Raw genomic sequence first — 25,091 nt, forward strand, 5'->3', positions numbered from 1 at the left:
ATAAGCAATATAGTCTACTGATAATTTTCACCCTATTTTCCGTAGGCATCTGTGACTTCTAAGTTCCCGAAGCAGAATCGGCTCTTTTTCACTAAATGCCCGCACCAAGATACAGCAGTATTGAGATGTTCTCAATCTTACATGCGTACAGTTATTATCTAGCAGAAACATTGGCGAAATTCAAAATTGAATAATACAAAATTACGTATTCAGGAAGAGCTCTCAGATAAAGACCTGCAAAAGATCAGTGAGTTAATTTATCAACGCGCAGGGATTGTATTAAATAATCAGAAGCGGGATATGGTCTATAACCGCCTTTCTCGGCGGTTACGTGATTTAAAAATGACCAGTTTTACCGAGTATTTAGTGCGGCTCGAATCAGATAAGAATAGCGATGAGTGGCAAGCCTTTATCAATACGCTAACAACTAATTTGACGTCATTCTTTCGGGAGGCATACCACTTCCCTATCTTGGCCGAACATGCCCGTAGCAGAGGGTCAAATTATACCGTGTGGTGCGCGGCGGCCTCGACAGGGGAAGAGCCTTGCTCTATTGCAATGACACTGCATGAGAAATTAGGTTCCAGTATTGCCGGTCCAAGAGTATGGGCGACAGATATAGATACTGAGGTGTTAGGTAAAGCAAAAAATGCGGTTTATCGATTATCCGATCTGGAAAGCCTGACCCAGGATCAAAGAAAAAACTATTTTTTGCAGGGAACCGGAGCACAAGCGGGTTTAGTGAAAGTAAGAAAAGAATTGCTCTCAACTATTCAGTATCAACAACTTAATTTACTCGATCCAAATTGGGATATTCCTGCGCCCTTTGACGCTATTTTTTGTCGGAATGTCATGATCTATTTCGATCAGAAAACACAGGAAAAGTTGATGTCCCGCTTTGCCCGGATGCTGAAACCGGGAGGGATTTTATTTGCTGGCCATTCTGAACATTTTAACAATATGAATGGGCCTTTCCGTCTACGTGGGCAGTCAGTGTATTACCTGGCTCAAGAGACATTATGAAAAAGATAACTGTACTTTGTGTTGATGATTCGGCGTTGATACGCAGTATTATGAGCGATATTGTGAATCAACAACCTGATATGGAAATGGTGGCTACTGCGCCAGATCCTATTATTGCCCGAGATTTGATCAAACTTTATAACCCCGACGTATTAACGTTGGATGTAGAGATGCCGCGTATGGATGGTCTGGATTTTCTGGAACGTCTCATGCGTCTGCGCCCGATGCCCGTCATTATGATCTCTTCCCTGACAGGTAAAGGTTCAGAGATAACACTGAGTGCGTTGGAATTGGGGGCGGTAGATTTTGTCACTAAGCCACAAATGGGGCTTAAGGATGGAATGATGCAATATATTGAAATTATTGCAGAAAAAATCCGTATAGCCTCGCGTGCTCAGGTGCGACGTAGTGGCAAACTGACCAGTCCACCTAAAGCCCTGACTATCCCATTGGTGGGTAGCGAAAAGATTATTGCGATCGGCTCATCCACTGGCGGCACAGAGGCCTTACGGCAGTTATTAATGCCAATGCCACTCAGTTGCCCTGGCATCGTGATAGCTCAGCATATGCCACCAGGATTTACCCGCTCTTTTGCCGAGCGCCTTAACAATCTCTGTCAGATAGCGGTAAAAGAAGCTGAAGATGGTGATCGCGTATTGCCTGGCCATGCCTATATCGCGCCGGGGGATCTGCATATGGAACTCATCCGTAGTGGTGCGAATTACCATATAAGTTTGAATAAGTTACCTGCGGTAAATCGCCATCGTCCAGCGGTTGATGTCTTGTTTAAATCCGTCGCCAAATCTGCGGGGAAAAATGCAGTGGGCGCAATTTTGACTGGCATGGGTAACGACGGTGCCGCCGGGTTATTAGAGATGCGTAAAGCCGGTGCACACACACTGGCTCAAAGTGAGAAAAGCTGTGTGGTATTTGGTATGCCGCGTGAGGCGATTGCGCTCGGAGCAGCTTGCCAAACTGTAGACCTCGACGATATTAGCCAGCACATACTCAGTAGCATTGTCGGTCAGGCTCGCAGAATTTAATTTAACTTACCCCCTACTCTCATTGGGCACCCTTCATTGGGTGCATTTTACATTTATAGGATACATACATGGCAGATAAGAATTTACGTTTCTTGGTTATTGATGATTTCGCCACAATGCGCCGAATCGTTCGTAATCTTCTTCAGGATCTTGGTTTCAAGAATATTGATGAGGCAGAAGATGGTCTGGATGCTTTAACCAAGTTACGTGCATCAAAATTTGATTTTGTGATAAGCGATTGGAATATGCCCAATCTTGATGGGCTGCAATTATTATCCGAGATTCGCAAAGATGAGAATCTGAATAAAATTCCGGTTCTGATGGTGACTGCCGAAGCAAAAAAAGAAAATATCATTGCTGCCGCTCAAGCGGGTGCGAATGGTTATGTGGTGAAGCCGTTTACCGCAGCCACACTCGAAGAGAAGTTAAACAAAATATTTGAAAAACTCGGATGGTAAGCCATGAATACATTACCAGGTAAGTCTTCAGAAGATAATGATAAAGATATTTTTTCCCGTATTGGCCACCTCACGCGCTTATTACGCGACAGTATGGCGAGTTTTGGCTTAGATCGCGCAATTATGGATGTCGCGGAAGCCATCCCTGATGCCCGTGATCGTTTAAGTTATGTGGTTGGAAAAACATCTAAAGCAGCAGATTGCGCATTAAACTGCGTGGAAATAGCGCGTCCCCTTCAGGATGAGCTGAGTAACAATGCAACCGCACTAACTGAACGATGGGATGCATGGTTTGACGATCCAATTGAATTACCCATGGCTCGTGAATTGGTAACAGATACCCGAGAGTTTTTGAGTAACACACCGAAAATTGCCAGCAAGACTAATGAGCAGTTAATGGAAATCATGATGGCTCAAGATTTTCAGGATCTCACCGGTCAGGTTATTCAAAATATGATGGCGCTGATAGAGAGTGTCGAAAAAGAGCTTATTCTCGTCTTGGTCGAAAATATGCCCAACTCGTCCTCATCTCCTGCTGAAAAATTAGATAATCTGAAAAATGGACCTCAGATTAACCAATCCGTCGCAGGTATTGTTGCCAATCAAGATCAGGTTGATGATTTACTCGAAACATTAGGGTTTTAACCCTCAACGTGGCCCAGTTACCTGAATGTCGCAAAGCCGTAGAAAATAGACACCTATTCACGGCTCCCGGACGATACATTCATGCAATGACCACGTGTTATTTTTGATTCAGTCAACCATTCATTAATGTTAGCCAGCATCTGCGGCAGTTTGTTTAGTCGAGCCCATGTCCGAAGAAAGTGATGTAGAAAAAACAGAGGAACCCACCCCCAGCGACGCTCAAAAGCGCGTGAAGATGGGCAAATTCCGCGTTCTAAAGAGTTAACCTCAATACTGATGCTATTGGCAGGATGGTCTCTGATTCTAATTGGTGGCAATCATGTTGCCGGGAAACTTGTCCAGTTGCTGCATAACGGACTGATGTTTGACCGATTGATCGTACTTGATACTGACGTGATGCTTATCCGGGTCTATGAGCTGTTTAAGATGGCTATTTTTTCGGTGCTACCCATCTTACTCGGCCTATTTGTAACCGGTATTGCATCACCGATGCTGCTCGGTGGGCTGAATTTAAGTGGCAAGTCATTAAAAGTAGATCTCAAGCGTTTGAATCCCTTATCCGGATTAAAACGTATGTTTTCGACACAAATGGTGTCCGAGTTATTAAAAAGCATCCTGAAAGTAATGCTGGTTGGTTCTGCCTGTGCCATTTTTATCTTGGGTAATAAAGCACATATGATCCAGCTTATTTACGAGCCGATAAATATCGCCTTAAAGGATGCGCGAACCATTATTTCTGGATGTTTATTGATGGTTATTTTGGCACTGATCCCACTTGTGGGTTATGACGTCTTCTACCAGATAATGAGCAATCTTAAAAAGTTACGTATGAGTCGCCAAGAAATACGCGATGAATTTAAACAGCAGGAGGGGGATCCGCACTTAAAAGGCCGGATCAAGCAACTCCAACGTTTAGCCGCAAGCCAGCGAATGATGAGTGATATTCCCAATGCCGATGTCATCGTCAATAACCCCACTCATTATTCCATCGCCCTTAGCTATAAAGAGGGTGGAATGTTAGCCCCTACGATGTTGGCCAAAGGTGCTGGCGAGGTTGCATTACGCATTCGAGAAGAGGCCCTTAAGCATCGCATTCCAATGCTTGAAGCACCGCCGCTGGCACGTGCCCTGTATCGTCATTGCGAGATAGGGGAACAGATCCCAACAGAATTGTATGGCGCGGTCGCCGAAGTTTTAGCCTGGGTATACAGCATAAAACGCTGGCGAAAAGGCAACGGAATACGTCCTAAAAAACCTGAAAATCTTCCTGTGCCTGCCGCACTGGATTTTGCACAAGAGAGTAAAGAGTGATGGCCAATTTAGCCACCAAATTACATCTACCGGATTTTAAACAAACGCAGTGGCAAATACTGGCAGGCCCAGTATTAATCTTGACCATTTTGGCGATGATGATATTGCCTCTGCCGCCGTTTATTCTGGATCTATTATTCACCTTCAACATCGTGCTCTCCCTGATGATTTTGTTGGTGGCTATGTTTACGCAAAAGACACTGGAATTCGCAGCATTTCCTACTGTTTTGCTGTTTGCTACCCTATTGCGTCTGGCGTTAAACATTGCTTCGACCCGTATTATCCTCATGTATGGTCACACGGGGGATGGGGCTGCCGGCCAAGTGATCGATGCCTTTGGCCATTTCTTGGTTGGCGGTAACTTTGCCATTGGTATTATTGTTTTTGTGATTTTAATCATCATCAACTTTATGGTCATCACCAAAGGGGCCGGGCGTATTGCTGAAGTCGGCGCTCGTTTTGTGCTTGATGGTATGCCCGGTAAACAGATGGCTATCGATGCCGATCTGAATGCGGGAATTATTGGCGAAGAAGAGGCAAAACGCCGCCGTAGCGATGTCACCCAAGAAGCTGACTTCTATGGTTCAATGGATGGCGCCAGTAAATTTGTGCGCGGTGATGCCATCGCAGGCTTGTTGATTATGGCGATTAACGTCATTGGCGGCCTGTTCATTGGCATTCTACAACACGACATGTCGTTTTCTGAGGCAGCGGGAACCTACACTCTGCTGACGATCGGTGATGGCTTGGTCGCTCAGATCCCAGGTTTGATTATTTCAACTGCCGCAGGGGTTATTGTTACACGCGTTGCCACCGATCAGGATGTGGGTGAACAGATGGTAAGCCAGCTGTTTAATAACCCACAGGTTATGGTGCTGGCAGCTGGCGTTACCGGCCTGCTCGGGATCATCCCAGGTATGCCAAACTTTGTGTTCCTGCTGTTTACCGTGGGGCTACTGGCCCTTGCCTGGTGGATGCGCGGCCGCCAATTAGCTGATCCGACTGGCAGTAAGCGGGCAATGAGCAAGGAAGATAAAACGTCGAGTAAAGCGGAGGCACAGGCCGCGCAAGTCAGTGAAGCCTCATGGTCTGATGTACAGCACGAAGATGTTCTAGGCTTGGAAGTGGGCTACCGCTTGATCCCCATGGTAGACAGTGAGCAAAATGGTCAGTTATTGACACGAATTCGCGGCATCCGTAAGAAGTTTGCTCAGGAAATGGGCTTCCTGCCACCTGCTGTACATATTCGTGATAATTTGGATTTAGCACCGACAGACTATCGTATCCTATTGAAAGGCGTGGAAATTGGTCGCGGAGAAATACAGCCAGAACGCTGGATGGCGATCAATCCTGGCTGCGCCGATGGGGAGTTGGCCGGTGAGGCTTGCCAAGATCCTGCCTTTGGTTTACCAGCAGTATGGATTGACGAGGTACTGCGCGAACAAGCCCAAACACTCGGCTACACTGTTGTTGATCCAAGCTCAGTTATCGCCACGCACTTGAATCATTTAATCTCAACCCATACCGATGAACTATTTGGCCGTCAGGAGACCCAGCAATTACTGGATCGTCTAACTAAAGATATGCCTAAATTGGTTGAAGACCTTATTCCCGGCATCATCTCTCTGACCATCTTCCATAAGGTCTTGCAGAACTTATTGGCCGAACGTATTTCGATTCGTGATATCAGAACGATAATTGATACGCTTGCCGAATGCTCAGCGGTCCAAACTGACCCTGATGAACTCACCGCACAAGTGCGTATCAGACTGGGACGAGCTATCACCCAGAAGTGGTTCCCTGGCAATGATGAAATTCAAGTAATCGGATTAGACCTTAATCTCGAAAGACTTCTCATTCAGGCGACCCAAAGTGGCAGTGCGATAGAACCCGGTATCGCCGATAACATCATGCGGCAAACTGAGAAAGCCATTTTGCAACAAGATGCGATAGCTGCACCGTTGGTACTGCTGGTCAACCAACCTTTACGTTTCATGCTGTCACGTTTCCTGCGTCGGGCGTTCCCTCAACTCGCGGTATTATCCAACCAGGAAATCAGCAACAATCGCACTGTACGCATGTCATATATTATTGGTGGAAAAGAATGAAGTGCTCATCGTTAATAATGCTGCTGTCTTTGAGTATATTCCCACTGATGGCTTCTGCTGTCAGTGGCTCGTGGAGTGGCAGTGCCGCCGGTGGGGTTGTCAGTGTCGGGGGGCAAATATTGGCGAGCCGCCCATTAACACCGGCGTTTCCGCCTGGCGCGACGTTACACCGTATTGCATGGCGTATTACACTGCTCTCTGCTGCCCCACCAGGATTACAAATAAAATTGTGCAGCCAGAAAAGCTGTATCTTGCTGGATTCACTCTCCGGGCAAAAGAGCCTCGACACATCATTCACCGCTCAGGGGCCTTTCTATTTTATCTATTCAGTAGAGAGCCGAGGGCAGCTCTTTCCTCCCCTTAATGTGGTAAGCAATCAACTGACCATTAATTATCGTTAATAATTAACTGGGTAAAAAATTTCAAATATAAGAGTATCATTGCGTCAGCAAGAGTGGGTAAATAGGAAGGTAGCATTGGGCTAATTGCCAATGCATCAAAGAGTAAAAGAAAGTTAAGGCTATTTTATTTTCAAAATAGCCTTTTTTGGGATTAATGGTAGATAGAGGTAAATTGTGATAGGTAAGCCTTATTGCACTTCTGTCCCTGATACAAAGAAGATATATCCTGCTTTAATACATCAAGACGCTCTTCGAGCACTTTCGTTATTTCATCTTCATTTTCAAGCAAACTGGTTATAATCATACCCAAACTTTTCTTCTCATCTGGTATCATCTCTGTCGGTTGCGTTTCAATAAGAGCCTGCAAATTAACAATATAAACCTCAGCTAATTCAATAAACTCCGTCCACTTTCCTTCCTTAACCATATCTAATAGGTTCAAATTTAATTTATAAATATTTTCGTAATCTTCTGATAGTTTATTAACCATTTTTTTTCTGTGATTCCTTAGGTTCAATCTCCTTCCATGTATTGGCAAGGTTCGTTAATATTTCGCTGATGCTGGTGAGTTCTGAAGGTGAGTTGTGTAGATTGGCCTGAAGCAAAGTCCTTGACATATAATCATATAAGCGTTCAAGGTCCTGTGCGATATTCTGTCCTTTCTCATGATTCAATGAGGCTCGCAATCCATTATCGATAATATTAATCGCTTTGGATATCATCTCCCCACGCTTTGCAATATTTCCATTTTCAAAATATATTTTTGCTCGTAGCACTGCATTAAGGGCACCATCCAACAGCATCGAAATTAACTGATGAGGTGACGCCCCCGCCAATTGGCTCTCCAGGCCAACTCGGGCGTAGGCTTTAATTCCCGGATTTGAATACATATTTTCTCCGTAATAGATTGGCAGAAGACCTTCATCTCCTGCCAAATTAAGCTGAATAACCTAGAGCGACGCCAAGATAGATCCTAGCTGGTTACTCAGGTTATTAAGTTTTGACATAGTGCTATCGAGATTCTGAAACTGCGCCCGGTAACGCTCCACCTGTGAGTCAATGAGCTTTTGGGTCTTTTCAATTTGGGTCGTCATCAATTTGACTTGCGAGTCAAGACTGGTCGTGGATGCCTTGATGACTCCATCAATCTTTTTATCTGTATCCCCAACATAGTTGGTAATCATCGAGTTCAGCGATGTTGCCAAGCCCTCATTATCGCCACGACCAATAAACATATTAGCGATACCATCGGGATTATTGGCGATGGCTTCATCTAACTTGCCTTCATTCAGGGTCATTTGCCCGGTGGCAGCATCGATTTTGATCCCTAAATCAGCGAGTGAACCATAATCGTCTGACGAATCACCATAAACACCATTGACTGCAGAACGAAATTCACTCACCAGGCCACGCAAGGTGGAGTCACCCATCAGCGCACCATTCTGGCTATTCTGGGTAGCGACATCTGAGTCAGTTAAACCTGAGGTCTCGTTAGGCACATACTTGCTGGCTGCGCTCGTCAGATTGAGCAGGGCATTGTACTTCTCAACAAAGTCCTTGACGCCAGACTTGATGGCTGACGAATCTCTCGTTAGCGTCAGCTGCTCTGATTTTCCCTCTTCCGATTCACTTTTCAGTACCAGTGTCACACCCGTAATGATGTCGGAGATGTTATTTGTCGAGCGGGTATATTCACTGCCATCAACACTGAGTTTGGCATCTTGAGCCGCACTAACCGATGTCATGGCATCACCATTCGAAGTACCTTCCGGATCATTACCGCCGTTTTGGGTGTTTAATATGCCACCCAATTGATCGTCACCCGTGACACTCACCGACATTTCGCCATCAGAACCGGTGTTTTTTGACGTCAGTACCAACTGATAGCCATCATCCGTGCGCTGCACTGAAGCAGTAACATCACTATCCTGCTTGTTAATAGCATCCTTGATTTGGTTCAGAGAGGTTTGATCATCCTTCAGCTCAACGCTCGTTGTGTTACCATTTCCTGTGGTAATGGTAATAGTCCGAGTACCTCCAGCTTGATCACCCAGCCGGTCATCAGCGCTCTGAAACCCTTCGGTCCTGAGTTTGTGTGCCGTTGCCAGCTGATTAATCGTCACCACATGACTATCTGCATTGGCATCAGATGTTGCTGTTGCAGTAAAGGCCTTATTTGAACTGACAGTTAAAGTGTTAAATGCATCGCCAGTCAGTTTTTTAACGCTACTTTGCAATGCAGACAGTGAGCTGGAGATTTGTCCCCAGGCAGAAATTTTTGACTTATAACTGGTTTGCAGACGGGTATAGGGTGCCAGACGTGTCTGCTCCCCCGCCCTGATCTGTTCGAGCATGCTCGCAGTGTCTATGCCAGAGCCGATACCCAATGATGATAAAGTTGCCATTAAATTCTCCTATATAGAATTTATCTTATTTTATTTGCACTTCTCTATTAGCTATCGGTTTTAATCCGATAAAGTTTAATTTTTTGTCACTAACTCATCAACCCAATATCCGTAAAAAAACACGCTCACGCTCTTTTCAACAAATAGATTTAGATATTTAGTCAATTGCGTTTCACCATCAATAGGCTAACCGTCAAATTACCGCCATTAGTGTAGGCATTTATGCAATTTGGCTATTTTGACCGTCAAATTAATAAATTAGCGTATAAAGAGAAACAACTCCACTTCATATTAAATTCAAAAAAAAACGAAAAAATTTGCCACAAGGCATTTAGATGTTTTTTTTAATGCCGATATATTTAACATGCGAACGAAACACGCATAGTTATATTGCAAAAGTATTGCAGTGTTAATCTATAAATATATGAGGCAATTTCATGGCACAAGTCATTAACACCAACTCACTGAGCTTGGTAGCACAAAATAACTTAAATAAATCTCAGTCTTCACTGGGTACCGCAATTGAGCGTCTCTCTTCAGGTCTACGTATTAACAGCGCGAAAGATGATGCTGCGGGTCAGGCGATCAGCAACCGCTTCACAGCGAGCATCAACGGTCTAAGCCAGGCTTCACGTAACGCCAATGATGGTATTTCTCTTGCGCAGACCACTGAAGGTGCCCTGAATGAGGTGAACGATAACCTGCAAAATATCCGTCGACTGACCTTACAGGCGCAGAATGGCACCAACTCCGATTCTGACCGTCAGTCAATTCAGGATGAAATCGATGCACGTCTGGCAGAAATCAACCGTATCTCTGAACAGACTGAATTCAACGGTGTAAAAGTACTGAGTAAAGACCAGTCACTAAGCATTCAGGTGGGTTCCAACGATGGCCAGACCATTAGTATTGACCTGAGCAAGATGGACGCAACCACACTGAATATGGCTGATTTTAACGTAGCCTCCTCAGAGAGCAGCGTTGAAGGTTTTACCATCAAACAAGTGTCTGCAGGCATGACGTTAGAGGGCAAGGATGGTACTGATGATGTCTCAGTGACCTTAACCGCTACTGACATTGCAGCTATGGAGGAGGAAGCATTCGGGGTTGGCGGCTCAGGCACAGTCCATATGATTACAGATGATACGACTGGCGATATCAGCTTTGTTGCCATCGGTCAAAAGAGTGATGGTACAGAAGTTAGCATTAACTTAGACACTACATTTAATTTTACTGATACAGAAGTAACATTTGCAGCGGGCACGGCAGCAAGTGATACTGATCTGGAGATGATAGCTGGCGGAACAAGCACCCAGTTAGCTACGATTGATGAAGCATTATCGATGGTTGATGGACTACGTTCTAGCCTGGGTGCTTCCCAGAACCGTTTTGCTTCTGTTATCAGTAACCTGAACAGCACTGTCAATAACTTACAGGATGCGCGTTCACGTATCCTGGATGCCGACTTCGCGTCTGAAGTATCTGAAATGAGCCGTGCGAATATTCTGCAATCAGCGGGTATCAGTGTACTGGCCCAGGCAAACCAGGTACCTCAGAACGTACTGTCCCTGCTGCGCTAATTACTCTTAATACCCTCTTAGCCCCTAAACCCAGCCCTCATCGGCTGGGTTTTTATTTAGAATAATATCCTCCCATAACTTATTAGTGTAACAGTCTATTTTCTGACTCTCTTTTATTAAAAAGCAGCATGACAAACGTCAATGAATATTTAATGAAGGTACATTATGATTTAATTGGCTATTTAGCCAGAGGACAAACACACCCACATAAATAAAAATTCAAAAGCAGTAACATATAAACCTCATCAACATTATTAGGATAACCACCGCTGACTGAATACCACAACAGATATGAGATGACTTGGTGAGTAACATGCCAGGAAAACAGCGATATCTTTACACTAAAAAGGATACACCATGAAAAACATGACTGACGAGAGAGAAATATTGCTTAATGATGTAATGAATAAGATAAAGATAGATATCGAAAGTATTGTCAACCAATACACAGGAGAAGATCCCCGCATCGAGTTAATTTTAGATAATGAGTGTGCGGCATTTCAATTCTTACTTGAAAATGAGATTGAAGTAAAAGTAACACTCTCACGGACATTGAGTATTCTCCTGCAACCCCAAAAACAGTGAATCCATAAACCGTCCATTCATTATACTTTATAGCCCGTTTTAGCATATAAATGTCGCGTAGCCTGTCAATAACTGGGCAATTCCATAATATTAGTGCAGGTATTTTACTGTGCTATTGCAGAAATAGGTAGAACAACGGGCGGGAAGAACCTATATGAAATCATCGCTTAATCAGATTGAATCGACAGAGGCCAATCCACATCAATCAATAAGCAAAAAATCTAATGTCGGTAATAGCAGAAGAGGGAAATGAGATTAACTAATGCAGAACATCAACATGATGTCGTGTTAATGCAGAGAATCGGGCAAATTGGCATAATAAAAAAGCGGCAGAATATATCCTGCCGCTGGGACTATCGGATTAATTTATTAGCGGGATAATTCTGCTTCATTAAGTTGAAAAACTGACACCATCTCTTCCATTACCATGGTCTGTTCATTCATCAATGCGGTAATGGTCGCAGACTCTTCAACCAAGGCCGAGTTCTGCTGAGTCACCACATCCATTTCATTAATAGCGACGGCTACCTGGCGAATACCCATGCTCTGCTCCTCAGATGCTTGGGTAATATCTTGCATAATACCACTCACTTTACTGACCATGGCAACAATCTCAGTCATGGTATTTTTAGCGCTGTCTACTCGCTTGCTCCCGGTCTGAGTATCATGAACAGAGTGCTCAATCAGACCACGAATCTCTTTAGCGGCATCTGCACTTCTCTGTGCCAAATTACGAACTTCAGTTGCGACTACAGCAAAACCTCGGCCCTGCTCACCGGCACGGGCTGCTTCAACCGCAGCATTAAGCGCCAGAATATTAGTTTGACCAGCAATACCGTCGATCACCTTAATAATATTGGAAATCTGGCTGGCATGATTGGCAATAGTATCCATCGAGTGAACGACATCGACCATAATCAATGAGCCACTATCCGCCATGTCTTTAGTGTCCATGGCCAGCTTATTCGCTTCATGGGCATGGGTAGTATTATTCTCAACGGTGGTCTTGATTTGCTCCATACTGGCTGCTGTTTCTTGCAAGGCACTTGCCTGCTCTTCAGTACGCGAAGATAAATCATTATTCCCCTCAGCGATCTCCACTGAGTTATTTTTGATATTAGTTGCCGCCTCTTTGACTCCTGATATTATTTCAGCCAAAGATTTTCGCATAAGCTCAATATTGACAAACAGTTTACCAATCTCATTACTGCCATATTGCGGCACTTTTTTGGCAAGCTGTCCTTTGCTTATTTCAGAGAAAATAGTTGATGCTTCAGCCAAACGATCAAGTACATTTCGAGTGATATAACGGAACAGTGATAAATACAGCAAGATAAATAGCCCGGAAATGATTACCAACGAGACAATCAGCGCACGGTGCAATAACTCGGTTTTATTCTCGTAAGAGGAGATAAGATCCGCAGATATTTTTAAATATTCTTGGTTTAAACCTTCAAGCTGATGCATAAGAGCATCAGATTCATTGATGATCTGAGCACTCTGATGTAAGTTATCCAGAGAGCGCATGTAATTGTCCAGAAGTTTAACAAATACAGCACCGGCACGCTCAGATAACTCCTGATTATAAGTTGATGTTTTTGGTTCGCGGATCCATTGTTCAACAATACTCCGCACCTCTTTATTATGATTACGTATGGCGTTAACTCTTGCTGGATCAATAGGCTGATTCGACATCGCAGCCATTGTAAGAGAGGCAAGTTCACCACGAACTGTTCTCAATTTATATTGAGCCTGTTGCACCAAATTTACTCGGGTATGTAGACTGACCGTATCTGAAAAATTATCACGGGCATCACTAGACATTTTTAGGCTGAGACCAGCCAGAAAAATAAAAAATAGCACAATCATGCCAAGATAAAATCTCATCATCTTTTTAACACTAACAATATATAACAAAATAACCACCCTTATCACTTTTATAATTATTGCTGTTAATAAAACAAACATAAGTGATTAACTTATGTTTGCCAAATACCGCATAGAAGTATCATGGATACAGAGTCCCATGATAAGAATGCGATAAGCATTAAGATAATAAACAGAGTATTCTAGCCTGCTATATTATTATAGAGGCTTATTTTTCCAAAAATAAAGAGTAGGACAGTCGTATTATTCGTGGATAGTTTCAGTGATTTGATCGACAAGATCCATTTCCTCACTGTTGAGCAGTTTCTCAATATCAACCAGAATAAGCATACGCTCGTTAACTGTGCCTAACCCCAATAAATACTCAGTGGAGAGTGTTACAGAGAAGTCAGGAGCAGGCCTAATTTGTTCATCGGTTAATGCGAGTACATCTGAAACACCATCAACTACAATACCGACAATACGGCTGGTCAAATTTAGTACAATGATAACGGTGTTTTCATCGATCTCTGCAGAATGCAGTTGGAATTTAACTCTGAGATCAATGATAGGTACGATGACACCACGAAGATTAGTTACGCCAGTAATAAAATCTGGGGTGTTCGCAATACGCGTGACACGATCATAGCTACGGATTTCCTGAACTTTCAGGATTTCAATACCATACTCCTCCTTACCTAACGTGAATACCAGATATTCCTGGCCGGAATTTTGTTCACCCATTCGTTTTTCTGTTCCAGATAAGTTCATTGAATTACCTCATTCAATCGATTCAAGTTAATTTTGTTTTTCAGCCACTGTTTTATCTTTACAAAGCGTGACCAAGGCGGCGACGTCCAAAATTAATGCGACACTGCCATCACCCAATATGGTCGCTGCCGATATACCTGGCACTTTACGGTAATTAAGCTCTAGGTTTTTGACCACCACTTGATGTTGGCCAATTAGCTGATCGACAAGCAGTGCATAACGGCAACCTGCACTTTGCAAAATAACGGCAATTCCTTCATTGGCCAGTGTTGAATCGCTGACGATATCGAATATCTGATGTAGTTCGACCAGAGGCATATATTCACCCCGGACCTGTAGCATCAATTCATTACCCGCCATTCGATACAGTGCATTTTCAGACGGCTTGAGCGATTCCATTACTGTTCCCAGCGGCAAAACATAAATCTCATTGCCCACTCGTACTGACATACCATCTAATATTGCCAACGTCAGCGGTAAAATAATTCGAATGGTCGTGCCTTTATTCTCAACTGAATGGATTTCGACATGGCCGCCCATTGCCATAATATTTCTGCGCACCACATCCATGCCAACACCACGGCCTGAAACATCCGTGACCTTTTCTGCTGTCGAGAAACCGGCAGCAAAAATGAGCATCCAAATCTCTTCGTCACTCCAGTTTTCGTTAATCACCATCCCTTGCGAACGTGCACGGGCGAGGATTTTGTCACGATTCAGGCCAGCCCCGTCATCGATCACTTCGATCACAATGCTGCCACCGTGATGTTCTGCTGAAAGGGTGAGATTGCCTTTAGTCGGTTTTCCTTTCTCTCGACGGATCTCCGTTGACTCAATACCATGATCCAGGCTGTTGCGCACCAAGTGAGTCAGCGGGTCAATAATCCGTTCAATCAAGCTCTTATCCAGCTCGGCAGAACCGCCTTTTAAGGTTAATTCAACCTCTTTATTCAGTTTACCGCCCAGATCATGCACCAGACGCGGGAAGCGACTGAACACATACTCCATAGGCATCATCCGGATGGACATCACGGATTGCTGCAAATCCCGTGCATTGCGCTCCATCTGACCAATGCTGCTGATCAATGAGTCATGCAAGGCGGGATCCAGTGATGCTGAAAGCTGTGACAGCATGGCCTGAGTAATGATCAGTTCGCCGACCTGGTTAATGATTTGGTCGACTTTCTCCACCGCGACTCGAAGGCTGCTTGATTCAGACGCCGGGGCTTTTGATGCTGCTTTTGGTCTTGGTGGTGTGACCGCTGCGGGATTTTCACTCGGGGTCGCGGCAGCTTCTTTAGGAGGCTGGCTTGCGGAGATAGTAGGTGTCGCACCTTCCGCATCCGCCGTCATCGGCTCGCTCTGTTCAGTATGATCTTCTGCCGCCGGTTCAGTTGCCGTGATAACAATCTGCTCAGGTTCAAGAATGAAACACAACACCGCGAGTATATCGTCAGCTGATGTCGTAGTTTGCAAATGTACCTGCAACCCATTGGCCTGCGGTTGTATGCTGATCACCTCACCCAGGTTTGCCAACTCTTCTTGCAACACCACTTTATCGCTTTCAGAAATATCACTGAGTGAAACGGTCAATAGATTAAAAGCGAAATTCGGTTCAGCTATCCGTGCTATTTTTTGCTCGGGCTGTACAACCACGGAGGTACTACTATTCTTCTCTTCCAGCGCTATTAGTCGTAGGGCATTACAAATATATTCGAAACTTTCTTGGTTAGGTTCCTGTGAGGATTTATACGCATCAAGTTGATCTTGCATAATGTCTTTGCTCTCCAGAAACAAATTAATGATGTTACTGTTTAACCGCAGTTCCCCACGTCGGGCATCATCCAACAAGTTTTCCAGTATGTGCGTTGTTTCTTGCAACACCGTAAAACCAAAGGTACCTGCTCCCCCTTTTATTGAGTGGGCAGCGCGAAATATCGCGTTTAGCATTTCCTTATCTGGCGAAATGAAATCTAGCTCCAGAAGATGCCTTTCCATATCAGCCAATAATTCATCAGCTTCATCAAAAAAGGTTTGGTAAAAATCACTCACGTCCATCTTGTTCAACCTTTTCCTGTGTAGAATTAGTCTGAACAGAGTCTGTTTCGACTGCGATTTCCGCTGTTTTTTCGCGAGTCGACATCATTTTCAGTTCAGTTATTATTTTCTCACTCCCTTGATTATCTGAAACACTCTGTAAAACGGTATCCTCTTCCAGAATGTCTTTTTCCTTATTCTTGCTCAGTACTAAAATACTGATGCGCCTGTTGATAGGATCATCCGGCCTAACATTTTCCAGATTCATCATGTTTGCCGTGCCTATCACACGCAGAAATTTATTTTCAGCCAATCCACCGGCAACCAGAGTTTGTCGTGATGCATTGGCCCGATCAGCCGAAAGCTCCCAATTGCTGTATCCCACTTCTCCGCGAGCATAGGGCAATGAGTCCGTGTGACCTGTCAGGCTGATTTTGTTTGGCAGGTCGTTCAGCACCGGAACCAATGCCTGGAGGATCCCACGCATATAAGGTTCTAACTCTTTGCTGCCGACCTTGAACATTGGGCGCTCTTGACTATCAATGACCTGGATAAGTAATCCATCCTCGGTCAGGGAAAGTCTAAGATTCGATTTATAATTACTCAGACGTGGATCATTCTTAATGAGGTCTTTAAGTTTTTGGTGCGCACGCTGTAAATTCAGCGATTGCTTGCGCTCATCCAGTTTGTTCAGTGTCTGCCGGAATACTTCCCCCTCTTGTTTCGCAAAATCATCGCCACCACCAGGAATAGGGCTGTCACTCAGACTGACTCTCTCCCCTTGTGCCATCCCCAGCTTGAGCGGTGTTTTGAAATAATCCGCAATTTGCTCACGTTGTAAGGGAGTCGAGGACGACAGCAGCCACATCACCAAAAAAAAAGCCATCATGGCTGTCATAAAATCCGCATAAGCTATTTTCCATGAACCACCATGGTGCTCAGCTTTATGCCGTTTGCGTTTGCGAACAATAATGACGGGTTGTACAGATTTGTTCATGACGAGCTATCCGAGGTATTGCTATTTGAGGTGGATTTCGCCTCACGGACATGATCTTCCAGTTCAAGGAAAGTTGGGCGCTCAGGAGAGAACAGCGTTTTTCGGCCAAATTCAACCGCGATCTGTGGTGCATAGCCATTCATACTGGAGAGCAGTGTCACTCGAATACACTGCAACATTTTGATCTCTTCGCTGCTCTTTTGGCGCAACAGGGAAGCTAGCGGCAACACAAAACCATAGGCCAGCAAAATACCCAGGAATGTCCCCACCATGGCATGAGCAATAAGTTCGCCTAGCTCTGCGGCCGGACGATCTGCTGCGGCTAATGCATTCACCACCCCCATTACTGCCGCAACAATACCGAATGCAGGCAATGCATCACCGACAGCATTTAAACTATGGGCGGGGACTTCATGTTCATGCTCACAGGTTTCAATTTCTTCATCCATCAATGCTTCTATTTCAAAAGAATTCATACTCCCGCTGACCATCATGCGTAAATAGTCGATAATAAACGTCATCAACATTGGATCAGCAAGTAAACGCGGATAAGCAGAGAATATGGCACTATTCTGCGGGTCCTCAATATCACTCTCCAGCGTCATAATGCCATTCTGCCTACTTTTGGTCAGCAGCAGATACAACATCGCCAGAAGGTCCATATAAAGTACCTTGGTATAACTTGAGCCTTTTAATAAATGTGGGAAGGCTTTAAAGGTCGCTTTTATTGATTTACCATTATTACCTACAATAAAAGCACCGACACCTGCGCCTCCGATAATCAAAAGTTCCGTTGGTTGATAAAGCGCAGCAAGCTCTCCTCCTGCGAGACTAAATCCACCAAAAACAGTCAAAATGACAACCAGATAACCAATAATGACTAACACATACACTCCTTAACTCTTAATTACTCTAATCTCACCTAACTATTTGGTTACCATGAGTTTCAAATACAGGGTGTCCGTACCGTATAAGTCCGATACTATTCTTTAATATTAACTTTTTATTAACCACTCAGTCAGTTATATGCCGAGGGTATCACCCACTGCTAAGTCAGGTGTTTTACATTTCTTTACTGCACGAGAAGGTGGGCTACACAGACTACATGTAAATGAACCTTTCGAGTGTTCATTCGTTACGACAAAGCCACCACCACAAATACAGCATTCTTTATGTTTTATAATTCCACAATTGATGAATCTTAATAATGTCCATGCGCGAGTTAATCCAAGAACTTGTTTTTCACCTTGCTGTGGTGGACATTGTTCCAGGTATAATCGATAGGCTTTTACCGTTGCCTCAATTGGCCGACAAGATTCCGTCTTTTGCAAATAAAGGTAAATGTTATAAAACATAGATGAATGAATATTTTGTTCCCAAGCCATAAACCAATCTTCAGAGAACGGCAACATCCCTTTAGGTGGTGGTACACCTCTAAGCTCTTTATAGAGCCGCAATAATCTTCTACGACTTAAACTGGTTTCGCTTTCCAACATTTGCATACGAGCACCAAAAGAAATCAGCTCCATCGCAATTTGTACTTCTTTCATTTCCTGTAATATACTTTTCTCACTCATGATCACAAACTTCCTTAAGACGGTGTAATATTTTGCTCAGAAAGCGAGTTAAGCAAGTTAGTCGACAAAATTATGCCTGTATGGATCTGTTGTAAGGCTTCAATACGAGAATCTTTAGTTAAGTTATCAATCACAATTTCGTTATCAATACGAAGACGGCAAATGAGCTGATTGGTCGATGCCAGCTTAATCAACTGAGGGAGTGAGAGCTCTTTCAATGAATCAATAGCTTCTTCAGTCAATCCTAAACGAAAACCAGCGGCAAACTTATCTTCTCTAATTAATTGTTGCGCCAGCAACAGGTAAGATAAGTTAATGTCGTGTATTCTTTGTAGCTGTTCGTCAATATGTCCTGCAATCATTTTCGTTACCATATTCATCTCACCGACTGCATGGATGAATGTTAATTAATATGTTAAAAATTGGTAATTAGACTAAAACTATAGTTATACTGCTGATTACAGTAAATAGATTAAAACAACCATAGGATAATCTTTACCATCACATTGGTTATAATGTAGAGACGATAAATCCGACTCTGTAAATCCTGCGATTATACAAGCCGTGCTCATGCTCTCTCATTCAGTTGAGATAAAAAATTGTCTTTCTAACTCCGTAAAACTCAATACAAAAAATGACGTTAATTGCGAAGACCAATAGTCAAACCTAATATCTCAAAGTGATTATTGGCGAGAGGGATACTGTTCAAACATAATAAACACTTAATGTTAGAATTTCAACATTAAGTTGACTAAAACCCATCAACCACCAATATCAACTTGATAAAAATCACTAATAAAATCAAATCATTACAAACAAATCCCCTCTAAAGTGATTAAAGTCACATAGTAAGAATTTTCTTATAAAATTATGTGTAATCAGATGTTTATAGCATCCAATCTTGCCCGCAAACGCTTAATTGCCTGACTATGCAACTGACTGACTCTCGTTTCAGTTACGTTTAATAAAACACTTATTTCCTTCATGTTCAGCTCTTGTTGATAATACAAATTCAATAACAACTGCTCCCGCTCTGGAAGTGCTTTTATCTCTCGGCTAATTTGTTTTGTTAAATTCCCTTTCATTATTTCATGCAAAGGATTTAACATTTCATGTTGCGTATCCGATTGCTCAAAACCATCTGCAAGTTCTTCTTGCAATTCATCTAAAGAGTAGAGTTGGCTGCTATTTGTATCTGCCAGCATTTTCTGATATTCAGGTAATGTTACTCCCATGCTGTTGGCCACATCAGCTTCTGTCGCAACATGGCCACTTTCCTGTTCAATCCGTTGAATTATGACTGCAATTTCACGTGCATTACTGCGAACCCTACGGGGAACCCAATCTCGTTCCCGTAGCTCATCTATCATTGCCCAACGTACTCGTTGGGTAATGTAAGTACTTAATCCAATCCCCTTTTTAGGATCAAAATGATCAATAGCTGTCAGTAACCCTATTGCACCAGCCTGTATAAGATCATCAAGCTCTACACTAGCAGGTAATCTAGCCTGCAAACGCAGAGCCTCATGTCTAACTAAGAAACCATATTTGGGCCATAACTGATCTTTCTGTATTACGCCATCATGGTTATAAATACCATTCACAATTACATTATCCAACCTACAAAAAAACGAACTATATTATTGAGGATTAATGCGAGATCAAATAGCGTGATAAGGTCGTACTATATTGCCCAATCCGGAACTTTGATTTAATCATCACTACCAAAAACGTCATGATGAACCTATCACCTAGGATACTTATTAGTACTGCTAATAAATCCAACAGTCTGATTAAAACGTTTCCCACTGTTCTTCAGCGATACTTTTATTCATCTCGGATTGCTTGGCAGATACAGGTCCAGGTCGTAGCGTTTTTTTATCACGATTTCGCTCTATTCCATTATCGCGTTCTCTATGGGTCTTTCTATTGCCAATATTTTTATTGATAGTGAACTTAGAAATGATGCTATCTAACTCTTCTGACTGCATTTCCAGATTATTGGCAGCCAGTGCAGCTTCTTCGACCATGGCAGCATTTTGTTGAGTCACCTGATCCATCTCATTGACTGCTTGGGCAATTTGATTAATACCTGCACTTTGCTCATCAGAAGCAGAGGTAATTTCACCCATTATATCAGTCACTTGGGTAACAGAGCTTACAATGTCCTTCATTACGGTTCCAGCCTGATCTACCTGCTGAGAACCTGTATTCATGTTCGCTACACAAGTCGTTATAAGCTGACTAATTTCTTTGGCTGCATCAGCACTGCGCTTGGCCAAACTACGTACTTCCCCAGCAACGACCGCAAATCCGCGCCCTTGCTCACCGGCCCTTGCGGCTTCAACCGCCGCGTTAAGCGCAAGAATATTAGTTTGATTAGCAATACTATCGATGACGCCATTAATATCTGCAATTTGACGCGAACTTTGCGTAATCTGTTGCATGATGTCATCAAGATTAGTCATAACATTGCCACCATTGCGTGCATTGAGACTTGCACTTTCTGCCAGTTGGCGTGCGGTATGAGCATTATCCGCATTCTGACGAACCGTTGTTTTGAGCTGTTCCATACTGGCTGCGGTTTGTTGCAATGCCGACGCTTGCTCTTCAGTTCGGGCTGACAAATCATTATTACCCTGAGCGATCTCTTGAGCATTGCTATAAATTCGACTCACACCGTCGTTGATATTAGAGACAGTACCTGTCAACGACACACGCATTTTTTCCAGCTCAACCAGCATCAGACCAAGTTCATTTTCATCACCAACCTGGATCTCTTCACTTAAGTCACCACTGGCGATCTTTTTGATCGATGCTGAAGTTTGTGACATCCGCGTGGTCAAAGTACGTTTTAGCCATATGCGAACAAGCACTAACAAGACGATTGAAATAATCGGCACCACTATCGCCATGGTAACCATCTGGCGATACACACTGTCTGCACCCTGAATAAAGTTATCATTAAGATGATTAGCAATATTTTGGTAGGCGTTTATATTTTCTCTTAAAATCGTGCGTTCTTGCATTTCCTTCTCCAGGGTATCGGGCATACCGGCTGGATTGGAGATATAGTCCGCTTTATCAAGAGTGGTGTTCAATACACGTAGAAACTGCTTATTTAGTACAATAGCGGCTTGTTCTACCTCAGTTGAATTGAACCCCGTTGACATGAAGCTATCCATTGTCGCTTTTGAATTAGCGAGAATATCTTTAGCATTGGCGATCGATTGCGGGTCAATAGTCCTATTAAGACTTGATTGTAACAACAACCCATTAACTTGCGCCAACCCACTATAAAGATTGAAGATGGAGCTTTGCATACCCTCCATATTTGAAGTCGATACAATGGTACGATTAAAGTTATCTTTGCTCTCAATAGAGTTGAACAAACTGAACACGGCTATCACACTCAACGATAGGGCGAACATACATATAATGAAAGTAATGCCTGTAGATATTTTCATTTTTTTTAACATAGTAGATATCAATCTAAGCAGATGCCTGCTTAAATTATTCCTCAAAAATAAGATGTTGTGATTTATTAATACTATAATTTTACATACTAGTTAAGTAATGATGTTTATAGTTTAATTATAGTGAAACACTGTCGAGTTAAGGTTACATATTAAATATAGACATTTTCTGCATACTCTGAAAAACCATCATGGAGGAGCTCAGAGCAAAATCAGACATTTTAGATTGGGCTATCAATGTAATAATTGAATCGTAATCCGACCCCACTGTTTCTTGCAGTCTGGATTCAATATTGATTTTTTGTGTCGCTGAGTTCAAGGCCAAAGAGTCAATCTGCTGGAGATTAGTACCTACTTGCGCCTGAATTTTACCCAGATTGTCGATACCATTTTTCACCGCGATATTGGCGCTATCCAATACTTGATGTAGCGCCTCGCGGTCAGCATCATCAACTATAGGGGTATTTAGTGCAGCAATAGCGCTGTCCAATGCAGCAAAGATATCGTCAGATGTCCCAGTCATAAAAACATCGCTACCAATATGGCCTACCTGCATTTCGGTACTATCGGCGACGATCTGGGTGGGCGGGGTATCCCCGCCAACATACGAACCATCTTTCTGGAAAGGCTCAGAGCCTGTTTTAAATCCAGCGAAAATGAAACGGCCATTACTGTTTTTGCTATTTGCCAAATCCAATAAGTTGTCGCGAATGCCCTGCAATTCCGTGGCCAGTGCTGCTCTGTCTGCATCCGAGTGAGTATCATTGCCAGCTGCAATAATCTTTTCACTCAAATTCTTGGTTAAAATATTCCCCACAGAACTGAGAACATTATCTTCCTGTTCAAGCGCATCTTGAGCATATAAGCGCGCTGTATCAAATTGATTAATATTTGATAGTGCATTTTGATAAATAATGGCCTGTGAAGCACCAGCGGGGTCATCAGAAGGCGTCAATAAATTTCTCTGGGCTGATAAGCGCATGTAAATATTATTGTTAGTCGTCATGGCCTTTGACATACTATCGATATTATGTTGATACATGTACTGGGTGCTGAGACGCATTGTTATTTCCTCAATCTCTTATCAAATTACTCGCAATACCGTTAATGGGGCTTATCTAATACTTAATAATGTGTCAAAAAGGGTTGTCGCCGTTTGGAGTACTTTTGTATTGGCGTTAAAGTATTGGCTATACATTTCCAGCCTCATATACTCCTCATTCAGATCAACACCGATAACGCTTTGCTGTTGAAGTGCTACCGCTTCTAAAACATTACCCCCTGTTGTCACATCGCTTTTTAGTGCCGTCATTGATGACCCAACGGAACTGACCAAGCTGGCATACGCTTCGGTCAAAGTGCCATTACCGATCAACGTGGCGTCTTTAATCGCAATCATCTCTTTGATGTTTTCGTTATTACTGACATCACTCGGATCAGATGAACTTGAGGCCGCTATTTCGTCACCTTGTGTAATGGCGACATTGAGTGACCCCGCAATGCCTGACGTTGGGTTCAAAACAAAACTGTCATTGGGTTCTGGTGTTCCCTGCGGTGTAATAGAAATACCATCGAATTCAAGTTCGCCCGCAGCGCCAATGGTGGGGGTAATCGTTCTACCATCACTGGTTTTTACTTCCCAATCGTTTTGTCCAGGACCTTTATACGTTAAAGTATAATCTTCAGCTTTGACTTGGCTGATATCGGTAAAGCTGATGTCTAATGTGGCATCGCTGGCATTATTTCGGTTAGCGAGTGCAACCGGATTGGCAATATTAAATATATCGCCGCCCGGATTGCCATCAAGATCATAACCTGCAGCATTAACTTCATTGAACTTATTCGCCATCTGCAAGGCGAGCTGGTTTAATTGGTTACGAGCATCTACGAGATCCTCATTGCGGAATTTAAATAACCCGCCCAATTTTCCACTCGTCATTGTAGATTCGTTAAGTTGCATCTTATTACCGGATGCATCAATGTAGGACACTACCGTTTTGCTCGGGTCTTCAGCCGAAGATGATGTTTCAAGCTCATAGGCGCGATTGCCATTAACCAATTGCATCCCATTAGTGAGAGTGACATTCACCCGGCCTGTGGTTGTATCTTCATTAACTCTAATACCAACAGCGCCACTGAGCTGTTCTAATAACATATCTCGCTGATCAAGTAAGTCGGCAGGAAGACCACCCGTCTGTCCATGAATCTTGGTGATTTCATCATTCAGTTTTGCCAACTGTTTTACATTAGCGTTAATGTCATTTACGGTTTGGTTAATTTGTGTATTCGTACTCTTTTCTAATCCGTTGAGGGTACGGCTATTACTATTAAATTGACTCGAGATCGCTCTAAATTGAGATAAGGCTCCCTGGCGGGCAGCTGGACTCACTGGATCACTGCTCATTTTTTCCAGTGCGGTAAAGATATTATTCATCGACACAGAAATATTGTTGGTATCATCGCCGAACATATTATCAATTTGACTAAGTTGGTTATGACGGCTTGTCAATGCGCTGAAATCAGTAACGGCACTACGCAGCTGATTATTGATAAAGCCATCGTAAGCACGCTGGACGCCATCAACCTGAACGCCATAACCAAAGAAACCGACATTGGTTGTGCGACCACCCGCTTGACCGAGCATAATACTCTGGCGACTGTACCCTGCTGTCATGGCATTATTTAAGTTGTTACCTACGACATTGAGCGCTGCCTGAGCCGAGCTCAATCCGCTTTGGGCCAAATTCATTAGATTCATAAATCACCATCGCTATACTTCTTGAAAAATTGCTAGCATTTTCTTCTAGG

General features: G+C 43.3%; 22 protein-coding genes and 1 pseudogene. 9 read left to right on the forward strand and 14 right to left on the reverse strand.

Features of this window, described 5'->3' with window-relative positions; translation table 11 throughout:
- Positions 1-186: 186 nt before the first annotated feature.
- The 7 genes and pseudogenes from HRK25_RS03485 (at position 187) to HRK25_RS03515 (ending at position 6,989) form a co-directional block, all read left to right on the forward strand.
- On the forward strand, positions 187-1,023 hold the full coding sequence (locus tag HRK25_RS03485) for a CheR family methyltransferase (protein WP_005271032.1): 837 nt from the start codon (positions 187-189) through the stop codon (positions 1,021-1,023).
- Positions 1,020-2,066, forward strand: coding sequence for a protein-glutamate methylesterase/protein-glutamine glutaminase (locus HRK25_RS03490; protein WP_032896481.1), 1,047 nt, complete (start codon positions 1,020-1,022; stop codon positions 2,064-2,066). The genes HRK25_RS03485 and HRK25_RS03490 overlap by 4 nt, the downstream gene beginning before the upstream one ends.
- A 68-nt stretch (positions 2,067-2,134) precedes the next feature.
- The gene (gene cheY / locus HRK25_RS03495; RefSeq protein WP_005271024.1) at positions 2,135-2,524 is read left to right on the forward strand and encodes a chemotaxis response regulator CheY; all 390 of its coding nucleotides are present in this window, start codon (positions 2,135-2,137) and stop codon (positions 2,522-2,524) included.
- A gap of 3 nt (positions 2,525-2,527) precedes the next feature.
- The gene (gene cheZ, locus HRK25_RS03500) at positions 2,528-3,169 is read left to right on the forward strand and encodes a protein phosphatase CheZ (protein ID WP_005271021.1); all 642 of its coding nucleotides are present in this window, start codon (positions 2,528-2,530) and stop codon (positions 3,167-3,169) included.
- A 166-nt stretch (positions 3,170-3,335) separates the two neighbouring features.
- A pseudogene (flhB, locus tag HRK25_RS03505) lies at positions 3,336-4,480 on the forward strand (flagellar biosynthesis protein FlhB).
- Positions 4,480-6,588, forward strand: coding sequence for a flagellar biosynthesis protein FlhA (gene flhA / locus HRK25_RS03510; RefSeq protein ID WP_005271018.1), 2,109 nt, complete (start codon positions 4,480-4,482; stop codon positions 6,586-6,588). Before flhB ends, flhA begins: the two are co-directional and overlap by 1 nt.
- The gene (locus tag HRK25_RS03515; RefSeq protein WP_032896476.1) at positions 6,585-6,989 is read left to right on the forward strand and encodes a flagellar protein FlhE; all 405 of its coding nucleotides are present in this window, start codon (positions 6,585-6,587) and stop codon (positions 6,987-6,989) included. The genes flhA and HRK25_RS03515 overlap by 4 nt, the downstream gene beginning before the upstream one ends.
- Before the next feature lie 151 nt (positions 6,990-7,140).
- On the opposite strand, the gene HRK25_RS03520 is transcribed toward HRK25_RS03515, so the two are convergent.
- The 3 genes from HRK25_RS03520 to fliD are packed head-to-tail and all read right to left on the reverse strand — an operon-like array spanning position 7,141 to position 9,394.
- The gene (locus HRK25_RS03520) at positions 7,141-7,479 is read right to left on the reverse strand and encodes a flagellar protein FliT (RefSeq protein ID WP_233420391.1); all 339 of its coding nucleotides are present in this window, start codon (positions 7,477-7,479) and stop codon (positions 7,141-7,143) included.
- The gene (fliS, locus tag HRK25_RS03525; RefSeq protein ID WP_005271008.1) at positions 7,472-7,879 is read right to left on the reverse strand and encodes a flagellar export chaperone FliS; all 408 of its coding nucleotides are present in this window, start codon (positions 7,877-7,879) and stop codon (positions 7,472-7,474) included. Before fliS ends, HRK25_RS03520 begins: the two co-directional genes overlap by 8 nt.
- A gap of 60 nt (positions 7,880-7,939) precedes the next feature.
- Entirely contained in the window at positions 7,940-9,394 is a 1,455-nt protein-coding gene (gene fliD / locus HRK25_RS03530) for a flagellar filament capping protein FliD (protein WP_032896474.1), read from the reverse strand.
- A gap of 437 nt (positions 9,395-9,831) precedes the next feature.
- On the opposite strand from fliD, the gene HRK25_RS03535 reads away from it, so the two are divergent.
- Both HRK25_RS03535 and HRK25_RS03540 read left to right on the forward strand, forming a co-directional pair.
- Positions 9,832-10,974 carry a FliC/FljB family flagellin gene (locus HRK25_RS03535; RefSeq protein ID WP_005270998.1) on the forward strand — a complete coding sequence of 381 codons (1,143 nt, stop codon included), beginning with the start codon at positions 9,832-9,834 and terminating at the stop codon, positions 10,972-10,974.
- A gap of 357 nt (positions 10,975-11,331) precedes the next feature.
- Positions 11,332-11,559, forward strand: a complete 228-nt coding sequence (locus tag HRK25_RS03540; protein ID WP_005270996.1) for a hypothetical protein — start codon at positions 11,332-11,334, stop codon at positions 11,557-11,559.
- Between the two features lie 369 nt (positions 11,560-11,928).
- Here the strand turns inward: HRK25_RS03540 and HRK25_RS03545 are convergent, their stop codons facing one another.
- The 11 genes from HRK25_RS03545 to flgK form a co-directional block, all read right to left on the reverse strand.
- Complete coding sequence (locus HRK25_RS03545; protein WP_032896552.1) at positions 11,929-13,449, reverse strand: methyl-accepting chemotaxis protein; 1,521 nt, start codon at positions 13,447-13,449, stop codon at positions 11,929-11,931.
- 240 nt (positions 13,450-13,689) lie between these two features.
- On the reverse strand, positions 13,690-14,196 hold the full coding sequence (cheW, locus tag HRK25_RS03550; RefSeq protein ID WP_005270992.1) for a chemotaxis protein CheW: 507 nt from the start codon (positions 14,194-14,196) through the stop codon (positions 13,690-13,692).
- Positions 14,197-14,223: 27 nt separating this feature from the next.
- Positions 14,224-16,254, reverse strand: coding sequence for a chemotaxis protein CheA (gene cheA, locus HRK25_RS03555; protein WP_032896471.1), 2,031 nt, complete (start codon positions 16,252-16,254; stop codon positions 14,224-14,226).
- A complete protein-coding gene (motB, locus tag HRK25_RS03560) occupies positions 16,241-17,230 on the reverse strand; it encodes a flagellar motor protein MotB (protein WP_071984880.1) in 990 nt (329 codons plus the stop codon). Before motB ends, cheA begins: the two co-directional genes overlap by 14 nt.
- Complete coding sequence (motA, locus tag HRK25_RS03565) at positions 17,227-18,117, reverse strand: flagellar motor stator protein MotA (protein WP_032896468.1); 891 nt, start codon at positions 18,115-18,117, stop codon at positions 17,227-17,229. Before motA ends, motB begins: the two co-directional genes overlap by 4 nt.
- 135 nt (positions 18,118-18,252) lie before the next feature.
- Positions 18,253-18,807, reverse strand: coding sequence for a flagellar transcriptional regulator FlhC (flhC, locus tag HRK25_RS03570; RefSeq protein WP_032896466.1), 555 nt, complete (start codon positions 18,805-18,807; stop codon positions 18,253-18,255).
- A gap of 14 nt (positions 18,808-18,821) precedes the next feature.
- Entirely contained in the window at positions 18,822-19,169 is a 348-nt protein-coding gene (gene flhD, locus HRK25_RS03575) for a flagellar transcriptional regulator FlhD (protein ID WP_005270968.1), read from the reverse strand.
- Between the two features lie 516 nt (positions 19,170-19,685).
- Positions 19,686-20,411 carry an RNA polymerase sigma factor FliA gene (locus HRK25_RS03580; protein WP_005270965.1) on the reverse strand — a complete coding sequence of 242 codons (726 nt, stop codon included), beginning with the start codon at positions 20,409-20,411 and terminating at the stop codon, positions 19,686-19,688.
- 189 nt (positions 20,412-20,600) lie between these two features.
- A complete protein-coding gene (locus HRK25_RS20280) occupies positions 20,601-22,286 on the reverse strand; it encodes a methyl-accepting chemotaxis protein (RefSeq protein ID WP_032896464.1) in 1,686 nt (561 codons plus the stop codon).
- A gap of 142 nt (positions 22,287-22,428) precedes the next feature.
- The gene (gene flgL / locus HRK25_RS03590) at positions 22,429-23,346 is read right to left on the reverse strand and encodes a flagellar hook-associated protein FlgL (RefSeq protein ID WP_032896462.1); all 918 of its coding nucleotides are present in this window, start codon (positions 23,344-23,346) and stop codon (positions 22,429-22,431) included.
- Between the two features lie 51 nt (positions 23,347-23,397).
- Positions 23,398-25,041, reverse strand: coding sequence for a flagellar hook-associated protein FlgK (flgK, locus tag HRK25_RS03595; RefSeq protein ID WP_032896460.1), 1,644 nt, complete (start codon positions 25,039-25,041; stop codon positions 23,398-23,400).
- Positions 25,042-25,091 lie beyond the last annotated feature (50 nt).

Source organism: Yersinia bercovieri ATCC 43970 (assembly GCF_013282745.1).
In the GTDB taxonomy this organism is placed as follows: domain Bacteria; phylum Pseudomonadota; class Gammaproteobacteria; order Enterobacterales; family Enterobacteriaceae; genus Yersinia; species Yersinia bercovieri.

Bases quoted from the DNA above. Each gene is read 5' to 3' on its own strand.
- HRK25_RS03540 (WP_005270996.1), top strand. From the start codon at position 11,332: ATGAAAAACATGACTGACGAGAGAGAAATATTGCTTAATGATGTAATG.
- flhA (WP_005271018.1), top strand. From the start codon at position 4,480: ATGGCCAATTTAGCCACCAAATTACATCTACCGGATTTTAAACAAACG.
- cheW (WP_005270992.1), bottom strand. From the start codon at position 14,196: ATGAACTTATCTGGAACAGAAAAACGAATGGGTGAACAAAATTCCGGC.
- cheZ (WP_005271021.1), top strand. From the start codon at position 2,528: ATGAATACATTACCAGGTAAGTCTTCAGAAGATAATGATAAAGATATT.
- flgL (WP_032896462.1), bottom strand. From the start codon at position 23,346: ATGCGTCTCAGCACCCAGTACATGTATCAACATAATATCGATAGTATG.
- HRK25_RS03490 (WP_032896481.1), top strand. From the start codon at position 1,020: ATGAAAAAGATAACTGTACTTTGTGTTGATGATTCGGCGTTGATACGC.
- HRK25_RS03520 (WP_233420391.1), bottom strand. From the start codon at position 7,479: ATGGTTAATAAACTATCAGAAGATTACGAAAATATTTATAAATTAAAT.
- HRK25_RS03515 (WP_032896476.1), top strand. From the start codon at position 6,585: ATGAAGTGCTCATCGTTAATAATGCTGCTGTCTTTGAGTATATTCCCA.
- cheA (WP_032896471.1), bottom strand. From the start codon at position 16,254: ATGGACGTGAGTGATTTTTACCAAACCTTTTTTGATGAAGCTGATGAA.
- flhC (WP_032896466.1), bottom strand. From the start codon at position 18,807: ATGAGTGAGAAAAGTATATTACAGGAAATGAAAGAAGTACAAATTGCG.
- fliD (WP_032896474.1), bottom strand. From the start codon at position 9,394: ATGGCAACTTTATCATCATTGGGTATCGGCTCTGGCATAGACACTGCG.
- fliS (WP_005271008.1), bottom strand. From the start codon at position 7,879: ATGTATTCAAATCCGGGAATTAAAGCCTACGCCCGAGTTGGCCTGGAG.
- flhD (WP_005270968.1), bottom strand. From the start codon at position 19,169: ATGATTGCAGGACATATTGACGAACAGCTACAAAGAATACACGACATT.
- flgK (WP_032896460.1), bottom strand. From the start codon at position 25,041: ATGAATCTAATGAATTTGGCCCAAAGCGGATTGAGCTCGGCTCAGGCA.
- motB (WP_071984880.1), bottom strand. From the start codon at position 17,230: ATGAACAAATCTGTACAACCCGTCATTATTGTTCGCAAACGCAAACGG.
- HRK25_RS20280 (WP_032896464.1), bottom strand. From the start codon at position 22,286: ATGTTAAAAAAAATGAAAATATCTACAGGCATTACTTTCATTATATGT.
- cheY (WP_005271024.1), top strand. From the start codon at position 2,135: ATGGCAGATAAGAATTTACGTTTCTTGGTTATTGATGATTTCGCCACA.
- HRK25_RS03535 (WP_005270998.1), top strand. From the start codon at position 9,832: ATGGCACAAGTCATTAACACCAACTCACTGAGCTTGGTAGCACAAAAT.
- HRK25_RS03545 (WP_032896552.1), bottom strand. From the start codon at position 13,449: ATGATGAGATTTTATCTTGGCATGATTGTGCTATTTTTTATTTTTCTG.